This is a genomic window from Metabacillus sp. GQ13 (genome assembly GCF_059758525.1).
On the sequence record NZ_JCAXET010000023.1, the window covers coordinates 33,956 to 48,916 of the forward strand.

At 38.9% G+C, this 14,961-nt stretch carries 25 protein-coding genes; all 25 read left to right on the forward strand.

The window, feature by feature from the left end:
* Positions 1-31 precede the first annotated feature (31 nt).
* The 25 genes from rpsG (at position 32) to secY (ending at position 14,961) form a co-directional block, all read left to right on the forward strand.
* Positions 32-502, forward strand: coding sequence for a 30S ribosomal protein S7 (gene rpsG / locus AC6CHR_RS22280; protein ID WP_111618110.1), 471 nt, complete (start codon positions 32-34; stop codon positions 500-502).
* Between the two features lie 54 nt (positions 503-556).
* Entirely contained in the window at positions 557-2,635 is a 2,079-nt protein-coding gene (fusA, locus tag AC6CHR_RS22285) for an elongation factor G (protein ID WP_498251260.1), read from the forward strand.
* Between the two features lie 113 nt (positions 2,636-2,748).
* On the forward strand, positions 2,749-3,936 hold the full coding sequence (gene tuf / locus AC6CHR_RS22290) for an elongation factor Tu (RefSeq protein WP_498251261.1): 1,188 nt from the start codon (positions 2,749-2,751) through the stop codon (positions 3,934-3,936).
* A 566-nt stretch (positions 3,937-4,502) separates the two neighbouring features.
* Complete coding sequence (rpsJ, locus tag AC6CHR_RS22295; RefSeq protein ID WP_498251262.1) at positions 4,503-4,811, forward strand: 30S ribosomal protein S10; 309 nt, start codon at positions 4,503-4,505, stop codon at positions 4,809-4,811.
* Positions 4,812-4,853: 42 nt separating this feature from the next.
* Positions 4,854-5,483: a 50S ribosomal protein L3 gene (gene rplC / locus AC6CHR_RS22300; protein WP_498251263.1), complete on the forward strand. Its 630-nt coding sequence runs from the start codon at positions 4,854-4,856 to the stop codon at positions 5,481-5,483.
* Between the two features lie 27 nt (positions 5,484-5,510).
* Positions 5,511-6,134, forward strand: coding sequence for a 50S ribosomal protein L4 (gene rplD, locus AC6CHR_RS22305; protein ID WP_498251264.1), 624 nt, complete (start codon positions 5,511-5,513; stop codon positions 6,132-6,134).
* A complete protein-coding gene (rplW, locus tag AC6CHR_RS22310) occupies positions 6,134-6,421 on the forward strand; it encodes a 50S ribosomal protein L23 (RefSeq protein WP_498251265.1) in 288 nt (95 codons plus the stop codon). The genes rplD and rplW overlap by 1 nt, the downstream gene beginning before the upstream one ends.
* Positions 6,422-6,449: 28 nt before the next feature.
* On the forward strand, positions 6,450-7,280 hold the full coding sequence (rplB, locus tag AC6CHR_RS22315; protein ID WP_498251266.1) for a 50S ribosomal protein L2: 831 nt from the start codon (positions 6,450-6,452) through the stop codon (positions 7,278-7,280).
* 57 nt (positions 7,281-7,337) lie between these two features.
* Positions 7,338-7,616 carry a 30S ribosomal protein S19 gene (gene rpsS / locus AC6CHR_RS22320; RefSeq protein WP_498251267.1) on the forward strand — a complete coding sequence of 93 codons (279 nt, stop codon included), beginning with the start codon at positions 7,338-7,340 and terminating at the stop codon, positions 7,614-7,616.
* Between the two features lie 17 nt (positions 7,617-7,633).
* Complete coding sequence (gene rplV, locus AC6CHR_RS22325; RefSeq protein WP_498251268.1) at positions 7,634-7,978, forward strand: 50S ribosomal protein L22; 345 nt, start codon at positions 7,634-7,636, stop codon at positions 7,976-7,978.
* Between the two features lie 3 nt (positions 7,979-7,981).
* Positions 7,982-8,638, forward strand: a complete 657-nt coding sequence (gene rpsC, locus AC6CHR_RS22330; protein WP_498251269.1) for a 30S ribosomal protein S3 — start codon at positions 7,982-7,984, stop codon at positions 8,636-8,638.
* Between the two features lies 1 nt (position 8,639).
* The gene (gene rplP, locus AC6CHR_RS22335) at positions 8,640-9,074 is read left to right on the forward strand and encodes a 50S ribosomal protein L16 (RefSeq protein ID WP_498251270.1); all 435 of its coding nucleotides are present in this window, start codon (positions 8,640-8,642) and stop codon (positions 9,072-9,074) included.
* Positions 9,064-9,267, forward strand: a complete 204-nt coding sequence (gene rpmC, locus AC6CHR_RS22340; RefSeq protein ID WP_498251271.1) for a 50S ribosomal protein L29 — start codon at positions 9,064-9,066, stop codon at positions 9,265-9,267. Before rplP ends, rpmC begins: the two co-directional genes overlap by 11 nt.
* Before the next feature lie 21 nt (positions 9,268-9,288).
* On the forward strand, positions 9,289-9,552 hold the full coding sequence (gene rpsQ, locus AC6CHR_RS22345; protein ID WP_498251272.1) for a 30S ribosomal protein S17: 264 nt from the start codon (positions 9,289-9,291) through the stop codon (positions 9,550-9,552).
* Positions 9,553-9,593: 41 nt separating this feature from the next.
* A complete protein-coding gene (gene rplN, locus AC6CHR_RS22350; RefSeq protein ID WP_146950518.1) occupies positions 9,594-9,962 on the forward strand; it encodes a 50S ribosomal protein L14 in 369 nt (122 codons plus the stop codon).
* A gap of 36 nt (positions 9,963-9,998) precedes the next feature.
* Positions 9,999-10,310: a 50S ribosomal protein L24 gene (gene rplX / locus AC6CHR_RS22355; protein WP_498251273.1), complete on the forward strand. Its 312-nt coding sequence runs from the start codon at positions 9,999-10,001 to the stop codon at positions 10,308-10,310.
* 25 nt (positions 10,311-10,335) lie between these two features.
* Positions 10,336-10,875, forward strand: coding sequence for a 50S ribosomal protein L5 (gene rplE / locus AC6CHR_RS22360; RefSeq protein WP_498251274.1), 540 nt, complete (start codon positions 10,336-10,338; stop codon positions 10,873-10,875).
* Between the two features lie 24 nt (positions 10,876-10,899).
* Entirely contained in the window at positions 10,900-11,085 is a 186-nt protein-coding gene (locus AC6CHR_RS22365; RefSeq protein ID WP_498251275.1) for a type Z 30S ribosomal protein S14, read from the forward strand.
* Positions 11,086-11,116: 31 nt separating this feature from the next.
* Positions 11,117-11,515: a 30S ribosomal protein S8 gene (gene rpsH, locus AC6CHR_RS22370; RefSeq protein ID WP_498251276.1), complete on the forward strand. Its 399-nt coding sequence runs from the start codon at positions 11,117-11,119 to the stop codon at positions 11,513-11,515.
* A 29-nt stretch (positions 11,516-11,544) separates the two neighbouring features.
* Complete coding sequence (gene rplF, locus AC6CHR_RS22375; RefSeq protein WP_498251277.1) at positions 11,545-12,084, forward strand: 50S ribosomal protein L6; 540 nt, start codon at positions 11,545-11,547, stop codon at positions 12,082-12,084.
* A gap of 33 nt (positions 12,085-12,117) precedes the next feature.
* Positions 12,118-12,477 carry a 50S ribosomal protein L18 gene (gene rplR, locus AC6CHR_RS22380; RefSeq protein ID WP_498251278.1) on the forward strand — a complete coding sequence of 120 codons (360 nt, stop codon included), beginning with the start codon at positions 12,118-12,120 and terminating at the stop codon, positions 12,475-12,477.
* A gap of 23 nt (positions 12,478-12,500) precedes the next feature.
* Complete coding sequence (gene rpsE, locus AC6CHR_RS22385; RefSeq protein WP_498251279.1) at positions 12,501-13,001, forward strand: 30S ribosomal protein S5; 501 nt, start codon at positions 12,501-12,503, stop codon at positions 12,999-13,001.
* A 13-nt stretch (positions 13,002-13,014) separates the two neighbouring features.
* Entirely contained in the window at positions 13,015-13,197 is a 183-nt protein-coding gene (rpmD, locus tag AC6CHR_RS22390) for a 50S ribosomal protein L30 (protein ID WP_498251280.1), read from the forward strand.
* Positions 13,198-13,228: 31 nt separating this feature from the next.
* The gene (gene rplO, locus AC6CHR_RS22395) at positions 13,229-13,669 is read left to right on the forward strand and encodes a 50S ribosomal protein L15 (RefSeq protein ID WP_498251281.1); all 441 of its coding nucleotides are present in this window, start codon (positions 13,229-13,231) and stop codon (positions 13,667-13,669) included.
* Positions 13,669-14,961: a preprotein translocase subunit SecY gene (secY, locus tag AC6CHR_RS22400; RefSeq protein ID WP_498251282.1), complete on the forward strand. Its 1,293-nt coding sequence runs from the start codon at positions 13,669-13,671 to the stop codon at positions 14,959-14,961. The genes rplO and secY overlap by 1 nt, the downstream gene beginning before the upstream one ends.

The window sequence follows — 14,961 nt, forward strand, 5'->3', positions numbered from 1 at the left end:
TATTAAATTAGAATGAGGGGAGGAACATAACATGCCACGTAAAGGTCCTGTTACAAAAAGAGACGTATTACCAGATCCACTTTACAATTCAAAGCTTGTTACACGTTTAGTAAACAGAATTATGATCGACGGAAAAAGAGGTAAAGCACAATCTGTACTTTATAATGCTTTCGATCTAATTAAAGAACGTTCAGGTAAAGATGCAATGGAAGTGTTTGAACAAGCACTTAAAAACATCATGCCAGTTCTTGAAGTTAAAGCTCGTCGTGTTGGTGGAGCTAACTATCAAGTACCAGTTGAGGTACGTCCAGATCGTCGTACTACTTTAGGTCTTCGTTGGTTAGTGAATTACGCGCGTCTTCGTGGAGAAAAAACGATGGAAGAGCGTTTAGCTAATGAAATCCTTGACGCTGCTAACAACACTGGTGCAGCAGTTAAGAAACGTGAAGATACACACAAAATGGCTGAAGCAAACAAAGCATTTGCTCACTATCGCTGGTAATCAATTCACTTTAATACTACTAAATTTTCCGATAAGGAAGGAGAAATGTAGCAAATGGCAAGAGAGTTCTCCTTAACAAACACTCGTAATATTGGAATCATGGCTCACATAGATGCTGGTAAAACAACAACAACTGAGCGTGTACTTTATTACACAGGTCGTATTCATAAAATTGGTGAAACTCATGAAGGTGCATCTCAGATGGACTGGATGGAGCAAGAACAAGAACGTGGTATCACGATTACTTCTGCTGCAACAACAGCGCAGTGGAAGGGTCATCGTGTTAATATCATTGATACACCAGGACACGTAGATTTCACTGTTGAAGTTGAACGTTCCCTGCGAGTACTTGATGGTGCTGTAGCAGTACTAGATGCTCAATCAGGTGTTGAACCACAAACAGAAACGGTATGGCGTCAAGCTACTACTTATGGAGTTCCTCGTGTTGTTTTCGTTAACAAGATGGACAAAATAGGGGCTGACTTCCTATATTCTGTTAAAACTTTGCATGAACGTCTTCAAGCTAATGCTCATCCAATTCAATTACCGATTGGTGCTGAGGATCAATTTGAAGGTATTATTGACTTAGTTGAAATGAAAGCAACATTCTACGGTAATGATTTAGGTACTGATATTCAAGATAAAGAAATACCTGAAGAATACCTAGAACAAGCGAATGAATATCGCGAAAGTTTAGTAGAAGCAGTTGCAGAACTTGATGAAGACTTAATGGAAAGATACCTTGGCGGAGAAGAAATCTCTAACGATGAGTTAAAAGCTGCTATTCGTAAAGGTACTGTTAATGTTGAATTCTATCCTGTTATCTGTGGATCAGCTTTCAAAAACAAAGGTGTACAAAAAATGTTAGATGCGGTTATCGACTATCTTCCATCACCACTTGATGTACCTTCTATCAAAGGTATAGTTCCTGATAGTGATGAAGAAGTAACACGTGAATCTGGCGATGAAGGTCCTTTCGCAGCATTAGCTTTCAAAGTAATGACAGATCCATATGTTGGTAAACTGACATTCTTCCGTGTTTATTCTGGTACATTGAGTGCTGGATCATACGTTCAAAACTCAACAAAAGGTAAACGTGAACGTGTAGGTCGTATTTTACAAATGCACGCAAACAGCCGTGAAGAAATACCGGAAGTACACTCTGGAGATATTGCAGCAGCTGTAGGTTTAAAAGATACTACTACAGGTGATACTCTGTGTGATGACAAGAATCTTGTTATCCTAGAGTCTATGGAATTCCCAGAACCAGTAATTCAATTATCGGTTGAGCCTAAATCTAAAGCTGACCAAGATAAAATGACAACCGCTTTACAAAAACTTCAAGAGGAAGATCCAACATTCAGAGCACATACTGATCAAGAAACTGGTCAAACAATTATTGCCGGTATGGGTGAACTTCACTTAGATATTCTCGTGGATCGTATGAAACGTGAATTCAAAGTTGAAGCTAACGTTGGTGCACCTCAGGTTGCTTACCGTGAAACATTCCGTCAAGGTGCAAAAGTAGAAGGTAAATTTGCACGTCAATCGGGTGGACGCGGACAGTTCGGTCATGTTTGGATCGAATTTGAACCAAATGAAGAAGGTAAAGGTTTTGAATTTGAAAACAAAATCGTTGGTGGTGTAGTACCACGTGAGTATATACCTGCTGTTGGAGCTGGTCTTGAAGACTCAATGAAAAACGGTGTACTTGCTGGATATCCATTGGTTGATGTTAAAGCAGCTTTAGTTGACGGTTCATATCATGACGTTGACTCAAGTGAAATGGCATTTAAGATCGCTGCATCTTTAGCGCTTAAAAATGCAATTTCTAAATGTAAACCAGTTCTTCTTGAACCTGTTATGAAGGTTGAAGTAGTAGTACCAGAAGAGTACATGGGTGATATCATGGGCCAAGTTACAGCTCGTCGTGGACGTGTTGAAGGTATGGAAGCTCGTGGGAACGCACAAGTTGTTCGTGCAATGATTCCACTTTCTGAAATGTTTGGTTATGCAACAGCTCTACGTTCAAGTACACAAGGTCGTGGGGTATTCACAATGCACTTTGATCATTATGAAGAAGTACCAAAATCAGTTTCAGAAGAAATAATTAAAAAAAATAAAGGTGAGTAATTGATTTTACCCCTTTGATGCAGTATAACTACTTATGTGAGGACAGAGAGGGATGTCATCTCTTTCTGTTACATATATTCTAATAAAATTAAACTCTAAGGAGGATTTCTAGAATGGGTAAAGAAAAATTCGACAGATCCAAAACACATGCTAATATTGGTACAATCGGACACGTTGACCATGGTAAAACAACTTTAACAGCTGCAATCACAACTGTATTATCAAAAGCAGGTGGCGGTGAAGCAAGAGGTTATGACCAAATTGATGCTGCTCCTGAAGAACGTGAGCGTGGAATCACAATCAATACTTCTCACGTAGAATATGAAACTGAAACTCGTCACTATGCACACGTTGATTGCCCAGGACATGCTGACTATGTTAAAAACATGATCACTGGTGCTGCACAAATGGATGGTGGGATCTTAGTAGTTTCTGCTGCTGATGGCCCAATGCCACAAACTCGTGAACACATCCTTCTTTCTCGTCAAGTAGGTGTACCATACCTTGTTGTATTCCTTAACAAGTGTGACATGGTTGATGACGAAGAACTATTAGAACTAGTTGAAATGGAAGTTCGTGACTTACTATCTGAGTACGATTTCCCTGGTGATGATGTGCCAGTAATCAAAGGTTCTGCACTTAAAGCTCTTGAAGGTGAAGCTGCTTGGGAAGAAAAAATCGTTGAACTTATGGCTGCAGTTGATGAGTATATCCCAACACCAGAACGTGACACTGAAAAACCTTTCATGATGCCAGTTGAGGATGTATTCTCAATTACTGGTCGTGGAACAGTTGCTACAGGTCGTGTAGAGCGTGGACAAGTTAAAGTCGGTGACGTTATCGATATCATCGGTTTAAACGAAGAAGCGAAAGCTACTACTGTAACTGGTGTTGAAATGTTCCGTAAACTTCTTGATTATGCAGAAGCTGGCGATAACATTGGAGCACTACTTCGTGGTGTTTCTCGTGAGGAAATCCAACGTGGACAAGTACTTGCTAAACCAGGTACAATCACTCCACATACTAAATTTAAAGCTGAAGTTTATGTATTATCAAAAGAAGAAGGTGGACGTCATACTCCATTCTTCACTAATTACCGTCCTCAGTTCTACTTCCGTACAACTGATGTAACTGGTATCTGTCAACTTCCAGAGGGTGTTGAAATGGTAATGCCTGGTGATAACGTTGAAATGACTATTGAACTTATTGCTCCAATCGCGATTGAAGATGGTACTAAATTTTCAATCCGTGAAGGTGGACGTACAGTAGGCGCTGGCGTTGTAGCGACTATCCAAGAGTAATTTTTCGTAATAAGATTAATAAAAAAGACGAGCATTTAAATGCTCGTCTTTTTTTTTAGTTTTCTGTGCTAATCATTTAATTTTTTTAGAACTTACAATCCAACGTGAAACTATATAGAAACAATTCATCAATTATTTAGGTGAATCTACTTAGAAATTTAGAATGATAGGTAAATTTAAATTAAGTTCTTACTATATAAGTAATCCAGGTAACAAATAGAATTCATTTAAAAATAGTATGATTAAAGAAATGGACTACAATCCGTTATTTCAATTATTAGTACAATTCTATAAACAACGTTGTATAAGAAAATTAAACCAGGGAAAGCTACCTTGCTATTCTTACCTAACCTATGTATAATAGAAAAAGTGTTCCAGATTATTAGATGAATTTAAAATTTTTCTTGCATCTGTCACGGTTTTTTAATATAATAGACAATGTTGGTCTTTGACTGCGATGAAGCAGGAGGTTGCCGATACACACGGCCGCTTTGCCATGGCGTGTGTAGGAAAATTTCTGCTGAGAAAATGTCTATTTTAAAAGTAGGCGAAAAGGAGGGAAAGTAATGGCAAAACAAAAGATTCGTATTCGTTTGAAAGCATATGATCACAGAATTCTTGATCAATCTGCCGAGAAAATTGTTGAAACTGCAAAACGTTCTGGTGCAAATGTATCTGGTCCTATTCCGTTACCAACTGATAGATCAATTTACACAATACTACGTGCAGTTCATAAATACAAAGACTCTCGTGAACAATTTGAAATGCGTACGCATAAGCGTTTAATCGATATCATCAACCCAACACCACAAACTGTTGATGCATTAATGCGTTTAGATTTACCGTCTGGTGTTGACATTGAAATCAAACTTTAATTTTTAAAATAAATTTATGAAAACCATTAGGAGGTGTGACTCATGACCAAAGGAATCTTAGGAAGAAAAATTGGTATGACGCAAGTATTTGCTGAAAACGGCGATCTTATTCCAGTAACAGTAATTGAAGCTACTCCAAATGTTGTCCTTCAAAAGAAATCTGCTGAAACTGACGGCTATACAGCTGTTCAATTAGGTTTTGAAGACAAACGTGAAAAGCTATCAAACAAACCTGAACAAGGACACGTTGCAAAAGCTAGTACTGCACCTAAGCGCTTCGTTAGAGAACTTCGTGAAGCAAGCTTAGAGCAATACGAAGTTGGTCAAGAAGTCAAAGTTGATATTTTCACTACTGGTGAAACTGTTGATGTAACAGGAATTTCAAAAGGTAAAGGTTTCCAAGGTGTTATCAAACGTCACGGACAATCTCGCGGACCAATGACTCACGGTTCTCGTTACCATCGTCGTCCAGGTTCAATGGGACCTGTAGCGCCAAACCGTGTATTTAAAAACAAATTATTACCTGGTCGTATGGGTGGAGAACGAATCACTGTTCAAAACTTAGAAATCGTTAAGGTAGATACAGAACGTAATCTACTATTAATTAAAGGTAATGTTCCAGGACCTAAAAAAGCACTTATCACTGTGAAAAGCGCAGTTAAATCTAAATAATTTCTTTAGGAAAGGAGGAATTGGATAATGCCGAAAGTAGCATTATTAAACCAAGCAGGTTCAAACGTTGGAGAAATCGAACTTAATGATTCTGTATTTGGTATCGAACCTAATCAGCATGTATTATATGATGCGGTTATCATGCAAAGAGCTTCCTTACGTCAAGGAACTCATAAAGTAAAAAACCGTTCAGAAGTAGCAGGCGGAGGTCGTAAACCTTGGCGTCAAAAGGGTACTGGTCGTGCTCGTCAAGGATCTATTCGTTCGCCACAATGGCGCGGCGGTGGTGTCGTATTTGGCCCTACTCCACGTTCTTATGCATATAAATTACCTAAAAAAGTACGCCGTTTAGCAATCAAATCTGCTTTATCAACTAAAGTACTTGACAACAATATCGTTGTTTTAGAGGACTTAGCATTTAACGCTCCAAAAACAAAGGAAATGACTTCAGTACTACTAGGTCTTTCAGTTGAAAGAAAAGCGCTAATTGTTACAGCTGACAACAATGAAAATGTTGCATTATCAGCACGTAATATTCCTGGAGTAACAGTTGTTACAGCAAGTGGAGTAAACGTACTTGATGTACTACATCATGATAAACTTATTATGACGAAAGCTGCGGTGCAAAAAGTAGAGGAGGTGCTTGCATAATGAAAGATCCTCGTGATATTATTAAGCGCCCCGTAATCACTGAACATTCTACAGATCTTATGACTGAGAGAAAATATACATTTGAAGTTGATGTAAAGGCTAATAAAACTGAAGTTAAAGATGCGATCGAGTCTATCTTTGGCGTAAAAGTTGAAAAAGTAAACGTCATGAACTACAAGGGTAAATTCAAACGTGTTGGTCGTTACAGCGGACTAACAAATCGTCGTCGTAAAGCAATCATTAAGCTTGCTGCAGACAGCAAAGAAATCGAATTATTTGAAGTATAATTCTTAAAAGAAAAGGAGGGATATCGATATGGCGATTAAAAAATACAAACCAACCTCAAACGGTCGACGTGGAATGACAGTATCTGATTTTGCTGAAATTACTACAGATCAACCTGAAAAGTCATTACTTGCACCTGTTCATAGAAAAGGTGGACGTAACAACCAAGGTAAAATTACAGTTCGTCACCAAGGTGGCGGTCACAAACGCCAATATCGTGTGATTGATTTCAAACGCGACAAAGATGGTATACCAGGACGCGTTGCTACAATCGAATACGATCCAAATCGTTCTGCAAACATTGCACTTATCAACTATGTTGATGGTGAGAAAAGATATATCCTTGCACCTAAAAACCTTAAAGTAGGTTTAGAAGTTATGTCTGGTACTGAAGCAGATATAAAAGTAGGGAATGCATTACCTTTACAAAACATTCCTGTTGGTACAATCGTACACAACATTGAATTAAAACCTGGAAAAGGCGGACAATTAGTACGTTCTGCTGGAACTTCTGCTCAAGTATTGGGTAAAGAAGGCAAATATGTACTTGTACGTTTAAACTCTGGTGAAGTTCGTATGATCCTTGCTACTTGTCGTGCTACTGTAGGTCAAGTAGGTAATGAACAACATGAACTTATTAATATTGGTAAAGCAGGTCGTTCTCGTTGGTTAGGCAAGCGCCCAACTGTTCGTGGATCTGTAATGAACCCTAATGACCATCCACACGGTGGTGGTGAAGGTCGCGCTCCAATCGGACGTAAATCACCAATGTCTCCATGGGGTAAACCAACTCTTGGTTACAAGACCCGTAAGAAGACAAACAAATCAGATAAGTTTATCGTGCGTCGTCGTAAAAAATAACGTGGTTGAACTACGGTTCAATCGAACCGTAGCACAGTCGCGAAGGGAGGTACAATCATGGGCCGTAGCTTAAAAAAAGGACCATTCGTGGATGAACATTTAATAACTAAGGTTGAAAAATTAAATGAAACTGAGAAGAAACAAGTAATTAAAACTTGGTCTCGTCGTTCTACAATTTTCCCACAATTCATTGGTCACACTATCGCTGTTTATGATGGACGTAAACATGTTCCTGTATATGTAACTGAGGACATGGTAGGACACAAACTTGGTGAGTTTGCACCTACACGTACGTATAAAGGTCATGCAAGTGATGACAAAAAAACAAGACGTTAATGAGAGGAGGCATTTAAATGCAACAATCTAAAGCTGTCGCAAGAACAGTTCGTATTGCTCCTCGTAAAGCTCGTCTAGTACTAGATCTTATCCGAGGTAAGCAAGTTGGTGAAGCAGTGGCGATTTTAGCTCACACGCCTAAGGCATCTTCACCAATCATAGAAAAAGTTTTAAAATCAGCAGTGGCGAACGCTGAACATAACTATGAAATGGACATTAATAGCTTAGTTGTAAGCGAAGCTTACGCGAATGAAGGTCCAACTCTAAAACGTTTCCGTCCACGTGCTCAAGGTCGTGCAAGTGCAATTAACAAGCGTACTAGTCACATCACAATCATCTTAACAGAAAAGAAGGAGGGATAATCCGTGGGTCAAAAGGTAAATCCAGTCGGTCTTCGTATTGGAGTTATTCGTGATTGGGAGTCTAAATGGTTCGCTGGTAAAGACTACTCAACTCTTTTACATGAAGATATAAAAATTCGTGAATACATTAGCAAGCGTCTTAACGATGCATCTGTTTCTAAAATTGAGATTGAACGTGCTGCTAACCGTGTAAATGTTACAATTCACACTGCTAAGCCTGGTATGGTAATTGGTAAAGGTGGTACGGAAGTAGAATCGCTACGTAAAGCACTAAACCAATTAACTGCTAAACGTGTACACATCAACATTTTAGAAATCAAGAGAGCTGATTTAGATGCTAAATTAGTCGCTGAAAATATCGCACGCCAATTAGAGAATCGTATTTCTTTCCGTCGTGCACAAAAACAAACTATTCAACGTGCTATGCGCGCTGGTGCAAAGGGTATCAAAACACAAGTATCTGGTCGTCTAGGTGGAGCAGATATCGCCCGTGCAGAGCATTATAGCGAAGGAACAGTTCCACTACACACACTTCGTGCTGACATCGATTACGGTACAGCTGAAGCTGATACAACTTACGGTAAATTAGGTGTAAAAGTTTGGATCTATCGTGGAGAGGTTCTTCCTACTAAGAAGAAATCTGAGGAAGGAGGAAAATAATATGTTATTGCCAAAACGCGTAAAATATCGTAGAGAACACCGTGGAAAAATGCGTGGTCGTGCAAAAGGTGGCACTGAAGTACACTTTGGAGAATTCGGTATCCAAGCTCTAGAAGCTTCTTGGATCACGAACCGTCAAATTGAAGCTGCTCGTATCGCGATGACACGTCATATGAAACGTGGCGGTAAAGTTTGGATTAAAATCTTCCCTTCAAAGCCTTATACAGCAAAACCTTTAGAGGTTCGTATGGGATCTGGTAAAGGTGCTCCTGAAGGTTGGGTAGCTGTTGTAAAACCTGGTAAAGTTTTATTCGAAATTTCTGGTGTAACTGAAGAGGTAGCGCGTGAAGCTCTTCGTTTAGCTGCTCATAAATTACCGATCAAAACGAAGTTCGTAAAACGTGTAGAAATTGGTGGTGAATCTAATGAAAGCTAATGACATTCGTGACCTTACCACTGCTGAAATAGAACAAAAGGTAAAGTCTCTAAAAGAAGAGTTATTTAACCTTCGCTTTCAACTAGCGACAGGACAATTAGAAAATACTGCTCGCATCCGTGAAGTTCGTAAATCGATCGCTCGTATGAAAACTGTTATCCGTGAAAGAGAGATCGCAGCTAATAATCGTTAATAAGAGAGGAGGTTTACGCAAATGAGTGAACGTAACCAACGCAAAGTATATACTGGTCGTGTTGTTTCTGACAAAATGGATAAGACAATTACTGTTCTTGTTGAAACTTACAAAACACACTCGTTATACGGTAAACGAGTGAAATACTCTAAGAAATTTAAAGCACATGATGAAAATAACCAAGCAAAAACTGGTGATGTGGTAAGAGTAATGGAAACTCGTCCATTATCAGCTACTAAACGTTTCCGTCTAGTAGAAGTAGTAGAACAAGCTATAATCATCTAATATTGTTCGGATAAGTTAATTTCCGAAGGGAGGTAACATAAGTGATCCAACAAGAATCTCGTTTAAAAGTTGCTGACAATTCTGGTGCTCGTGAGGTACTTACTATTAAAGTATTGGGCGGTTCTGGTCGTAAGACTGCTAATATCGGTGATGTTATTGTTTGTACTGTAAAACAAGCAACACCAGGTGGCGTTGTCAAAAAAGGTGAAGTTGTTAAAGCTGTAATTGTTCGTACAAAGAGTGGAGCTCGTCGTTCTGACGGTTCTTACATCAAATTTGACGAAAATGCATGTGTTATCATCCGTGATGACAAGGGCCCTCGTGGAACTCGTATATTCGGACCAGTTGCACGTGAATTGCGTGAAAACAACTTTATGAAAATTGTTTCTTTAGCTCCAGAAGTACTATAATAAATTCGATTGCCTTACTAAGGAGGTGCAACTAGGATGCATGTTAAAAAAGGTGATAAGGTAATGGTTATCTCTGGTAAGGATAAAGGGAAACAAGGCGTAGTTCTTGCTTCATATCCTAAAAAAGATCGTGTACTTGTTGAAGGTATTAACGTAGTGAAAAAGCACTCGAAACCTTCTCAAGCAAACCCTCAAGGGGGAATCTTAAACCAAGAGGCACCTGTCCATGTATCAAATGTTATGCTACTTGATCCTAAATCAGGTGAACCAACACGAGTTGGTTTTAAAGTGGTAGACGGTAAAAAGGTACGTGTCGCAAAAAAATCTGGTGAAACTTTAGATAAATAGTAAATAAGGAAGGGAGGTCTGTGTTATGAACCGCCTTAAAGAAAAGTATCAAAAAGAAATTACCCCTGCATTGGTGAGTAAGTTTTCTTACAAATCTGTAATGCAAGCTCCACAATTAGATAAAATCGTTATCAATATGGGTGTCGGCGATGCAGTTTCTAACTCAAAAGCATTAGATGTTGCTGTTGAGGAATTAGCTCAAATCACTGGTCAAAAACCTGTTGTAACAAAAGCAAAAAAATCTATCGCTGGCTTCCGTTTACGTGAAGGTATGCCGATCGGTGCAAAAGTTACATTACGCGGTGAGCGTATGTACGAATTCTTAGATAAATTGATTTCAGTTTCATTACCACGTGTTCGTGACTTCCGTGGGGTTTCTAAAAAATCATTTGATGGTCGTGGAAACTATACTCTAGGAGTAAAAGAGCAATTGATTTTTCCAGAGATTGATTATGATAAAGTAAACAAAGTTCGTGGTATGGATATCGTTATCGTTACAACTGCGAATACTGATGAAGAAGCACGCGAACTATTAACACAGTTCGGTATGCCGTTCCAAAAATAATCGCTAGTAAAGGGAGGCGAAATTGTGGCTAAAAAATCAATGGTTGTTAAGCAAAAACGTACGCAAAAACACAAAGTACAAGAGTATACTCGCTGCGAACGCTGCGGACGTCCACATTCTGTGCTACGTAAATTTAAGCTTTGCCGTATTTGTTTCCGTGAACTTGCTTATAAAGGTCAAATTCCAGGCGTGAAAAAAGCTAGCTGGTAAAACCGTAAAACGGGAAGGAGGTTATTTAGTAATGGTTATGACAGATCCTATTGCAGATATGCTTACTCGCATTCGTAATGCGAACATGGTGCGTCACGAAAAACTTGAGTTTCCTGCATCTAAAATCAAGAAGGAAATTGCAGAAATTCTTAAGCGTGAAGGTTTCGTCCGTGATGTAGAATATGTAGAAGACAACAAACAAGGAATCATTCGTATTTTCCTAAAATACGGTTCTAACAATGAACGTGTAATCACTGGTCTTAAAAGAATTAGTAAGCCAGGATTACGTGTATATGCAAAAGCTGATGAAGTACCACGTGTACTTAACGGATTAGGTATTGCAATCGTTTCAACTTCTCAAGGTGTTTATTCTGATAAAGAAGCTCGTGCAAAACAAACTGGTGGAGAAGTATTAGCATACGTTTGGTAAAAAGCTCAATAAGAATGGAGGTGTATTGAATGTCTCGTATTGGAAAGAAACCACTTGAAATTCCTGCAGGTGTTACAGTTACAATCGCTGAAGATAACACTGTAACAGTTAAGGGACCTAAGGGTGAGTTAACTCGCACATTCAACTCTGATATTAAAATCACAACTGAAGAGAACGTCTTAACTGTAAGTCGTCCTTCTGATATTAAAGAACACCGTGCTCTTCACGGTACAACACGTAGTTTACTAGGTAACATGGTAAATGGCGTTTCTAAAGGTTACGAAAAAGGATTAGAGCTTATCGGTGTAGGTTACCGTGCTACTAAATCTGGAAATAAACTTGTTCTAAATGTTGGTTACTCACACCCTGTAGAGATCACACCAGAGGCTGGTGTTGAAATCGAAGTACCATCTCAAACTAAAGTACTTGTAAAAGGTACTGACAAAGAGCGTGTAGGTGCAATAGCAGCTAACATTCGCGACGTTCGTCCACCAGAACCTTATAAAGGTAAAGGTATTCGCTACGAAGGCGAACATGTTCGTCGTAAAGAAGGTAAAACTGCGAAGTAATATCGCCTAGATGATAAGAAAGGAGTGACCTAAATGATTACTAAGGCTGATAAAAATGCTGTACGTAAAAAGAGACATGCGCGTGTTCGTGCTAAGTTAACTGGTACAACTACTCGTCCTCGTTTAAACGTATATCGTTCCAACCAACACATCTATGCACAACTAATTGATGATGCAAATTCAGTTACTTTAGTCAGTGCTTCTACTTTAGAAAAAGGGATTAATCTTGATTCTAATAACGTAGAGGCTGCCCAAAAAGTTGGCGAATTAGTAGCTCAACGTGCTATCGAAAAAGGTGTTAAATCTGTAGTGTTTGACCGCGGAGGATATTTATATCATGGTCGTATCAAAGCTCTAGCTGAAGCAGCTCGTACGGCTGGACTTGAATTTTAATCGGAAAAGGAGGGACTCAAAGAATGCGTCGTATTGATCCAAACAAATTAGAGCTTGAAGAACGCGTAGTTACCGTTAACCGTGTAGCCAAAGTTGTAAAAGGTGGTCGTCGTTTCCGTTTTGCAGCACTTGTTGTTGTTGGAGATAAAAACGGTCATGTAGGTTTCGGTACTGGTAAAGCACAAGAAGTGCCAGAAGCGATTCGTAAAGCAATTGAAGATGCAAAGAAAAATCTAATTGAAGTACCTATGGTTGGTACTACAATTCCTCACCAAATTATCGGACAATTTGGAGCAGGAAATATTCTTTTGAAGCCAGCTTCTGAAGGTACTGGTGTTATCGCTGGTGGACCTGTTCGTGCGGTACTAGAATTAGCAGGTGTTGCTGATATTCTTTCAAAATCTTTAGGTTCAAACACTCCTATTAATATGATTCGTGCTACAATCTCTGGATTGACTGAATTAAAGAGTGCTGAAGAAGTTGCGAAGTTACGTGGCAAGACGGTAGAAGAACTGTTAGGATAAGGAGGGAACTAAAATGGCGAATAAGTTAGAAATTACCCTCACTCGCAGTGTAATTGGTCGTCCTGAAGATCAACGTATTACTGTTAGAACACTTGGACTTAAAAAAGTAAATCAAACTGTAGTACAAGAAGATAATCCTGCGATTCGCGGTATGGTTAAGAAAGTTGCTCACTTAGTTACAGTTAACGAACAATAATAGAAATATCAATATATAAGGAGGTGTCCCCATGAAACTTCATGAGTTGAAACCTGCAGAAGGTTCACGTCAAACACGTAATCGTGTTGGTCGTGGTATTGGTTCTGGTAACGGTAAAACGTCTGGTAGAGGTCATAAAGGACAAAATGCTCGTTCTGGTGGTGGAGTTCGCCCTGGATTCGAAGGTGGTCAAACTCCTTTATTCCAACGCTTACCTAAACGCGGTTTTACGAATATTAACCGCAAGGACTTTGCAATTGTGAATCTTGAGACTCTTAACCGCTTTGAAGAAGGTACTGAGGTTACTCCAGATTTATTGCTAGAAACAGGAATTGTTAGCAATGTAAAGTCTGGTGTTAAAATTCTTGGTAACGGCCAGTTAGAGAAAAAACTTACTGTTAAAGCTAACAAATTCTCAGCTTCTGCTAAAGAAGCGATTGAATCTGCTGGCGGTACAGTTGAGGTGATCTAATGTTTAAAACAATCTCCAATTTTATGCGCGTGGGCGATATTAGAAATAAGATCATATTCACCCTTATAATGTTAGTAGTATTTCGTATTGGTACGTTCATTCCTGTGCCTAATGTCAATGCTGACGTGCTTCAAGCACAGGATGAACTTAACGTATTTGGAATCTTAAACACTTTCGGTGGTGGTGCATTATTTAACTTCTCTATCCTCGCGATGGGAATTATGCCTTACATCACAGCTTCAATCATCATCCAACTGTTGCAGATGGATGTTGTTCCGAAGTTCACTGAATGGTCAAAACAAGGTGATGTTGGGCGTCGTAAGATTGCTCAATTTACAAGATACTTTACAATAATATTAGGTTTCATCCAGGCGTTAGGTATGTCCTATGGTTTTAACACACAGTCAGGAGGATTATTAATTGAGAATCCTGGTATAGGCACATACTTGTTAATTGCGATTGTATTAACAGCTGGAACTGCATTTTTAATGTGGCTTGGAGAGCAGATTACTTCCAAAGGTGTTGGTAATGGTATATCCATTATTATCTTTGCTGGGATTGCTGCTGGAATTCCTTCTACAATAAATCAGATATATGCACAGCAATTTGAAAATGTTGGTGATCAATTATTTTTGAGTATTGTTACAGTTGTCATTTTGGTACTGGCGATAATAGCCGTAGTAGTTGGAGTTATCTTCATTCAACAAGCACTTCGTAAGATTCCAATTCAATACGCTAAGCGTTCTGGATCTAACAACATGGGTGGGGGTCAAACAACTCATCTACCATTAAAAGTTAATCCTGCTGGCGTAATACCTGTTATCTTTGCGGTGTCATTTATCATCACACCACCTACGATTGCAGCATTTTTTGGTCCTAATGACGTGACTGAATGGATTACGAAAACATTCGACTATACCCAGCCAATTGGGATGATTGTCTATATAGCATTAATTATTGCATTCACTTACTTCTATACTTTTGTTCAAGTAAATCCTGAACAAATGGCGGAAAACTTGAAGAAGCAAGGCGGCTATATACCTGGAATAAGACCAGGTAAAAGTACGCAAGAATATGTTACAAAGGTATTATATCGTTTAACTTTTGTCGGTTCTCTTTTCTTAGCAGCAATAGCTGTTCTTCCTGTTTTCTTTATTGAGTTTGCTGATCTTCCTCAATCTGCTCAGATTGGTGGAACAAGTTTGTTGATCGTAGTAGGGGTTGCTCTTGAAACGATGAAACAACTTGAAAGTCAGTTAGTGAAGCGTCATTATAAAGGCTTTATTAAATAA

Bases quoted from the DNA above. Each gene is read 5' to 3' on its own strand.
- rpsG (WP_111618110.1), top strand. From the start codon at position 32: ATGCCACGTAAAGGTCCTGTTACAAAAAGAGACGTATTACCAGATCCA.
- fusA (WP_498251260.1), top strand. From the start codon at position 557: ATGGCAAGAGAGTTCTCCTTAACAAACACTCGTAATATTGGAATCATG.
- tuf (WP_498251261.1), top strand. From the start codon at position 2,749: ATGGGTAAAGAAAAATTCGACAGATCCAAAACACATGCTAATATTGGT.
- rpsJ (WP_498251262.1), top strand. From the start codon at position 4,503: ATGGCAAAACAAAAGATTCGTATTCGTTTGAAAGCATATGATCACAGA.
- rplC (WP_498251263.1), top strand. From the start codon at position 4,854: ATGACCAAAGGAATCTTAGGAAGAAAAATTGGTATGACGCAAGTATTT.
- rplD (WP_498251264.1), top strand. From the start codon at position 5,511: ATGCCGAAAGTAGCATTATTAAACCAAGCAGGTTCAAACGTTGGAGAA.
- rplW (WP_498251265.1), top strand. From the start codon at position 6,134: ATGAAAGATCCTCGTGATATTATTAAGCGCCCCGTAATCACTGAACAT.
- rplB (WP_498251266.1), top strand. From the start codon at position 6,450: ATGGCGATTAAAAAATACAAACCAACCTCAAACGGTCGACGTGGAATG.
- rpsS (WP_498251267.1), top strand. From the start codon at position 7,338: ATGGGCCGTAGCTTAAAAAAAGGACCATTCGTGGATGAACATTTAATA.
- rplV (WP_498251268.1), top strand. From the start codon at position 7,634: ATGCAACAATCTAAAGCTGTCGCAAGAACAGTTCGTATTGCTCCTCGT.
- rplP (WP_498251270.1), top strand. From the start codon at position 8,640: ATGTTATTGCCAAAACGCGTAAAATATCGTAGAGAACACCGTGGAAAA.
- rpmC (WP_498251271.1), top strand. From the start codon at position 9,064: ATGAAAGCTAATGACATTCGTGACCTTACCACTGCTGAAATAGAACAA.
- rpsQ (WP_498251272.1), top strand. From the start codon at position 9,289: ATGAGTGAACGTAACCAACGCAAAGTATATACTGGTCGTGTTGTTTCT.
- rplX (WP_498251273.1), top strand. From the start codon at position 9,999: ATGCATGTTAAAAAAGGTGATAAGGTAATGGTTATCTCTGGTAAGGAT.
- rplE (WP_498251274.1), top strand. From the start codon at position 10,336: ATGAACCGCCTTAAAGAAAAGTATCAAAAAGAAATTACCCCTGCATTG.
- rpsH (WP_498251276.1), top strand. From the start codon at position 11,117: ATGGTTATGACAGATCCTATTGCAGATATGCTTACTCGCATTCGTAAT.
- rplF (WP_498251277.1), top strand. From the start codon at position 11,545: ATGTCTCGTATTGGAAAGAAACCACTTGAAATTCCTGCAGGTGTTACA.
- rplR (WP_498251278.1), top strand. From the start codon at position 12,118: ATGATTACTAAGGCTGATAAAAATGCTGTACGTAAAAAGAGACATGCG.
- rpsE (WP_498251279.1), top strand. From the start codon at position 12,501: ATGCGTCGTATTGATCCAAACAAATTAGAGCTTGAAGAACGCGTAGTT.
- rpmD (WP_498251280.1), top strand. From the start codon at position 13,015: ATGGCGAATAAGTTAGAAATTACCCTCACTCGCAGTGTAATTGGTCGT.
- rplO (WP_498251281.1), top strand. From the start codon at position 13,229: ATGAAACTTCATGAGTTGAAACCTGCAGAAGGTTCACGTCAAACACGT.
- secY (WP_498251282.1), top strand. From the start codon at position 13,669: ATGTTTAAAACAATCTCCAATTTTATGCGCGTGGGCGATATTAGAAAT.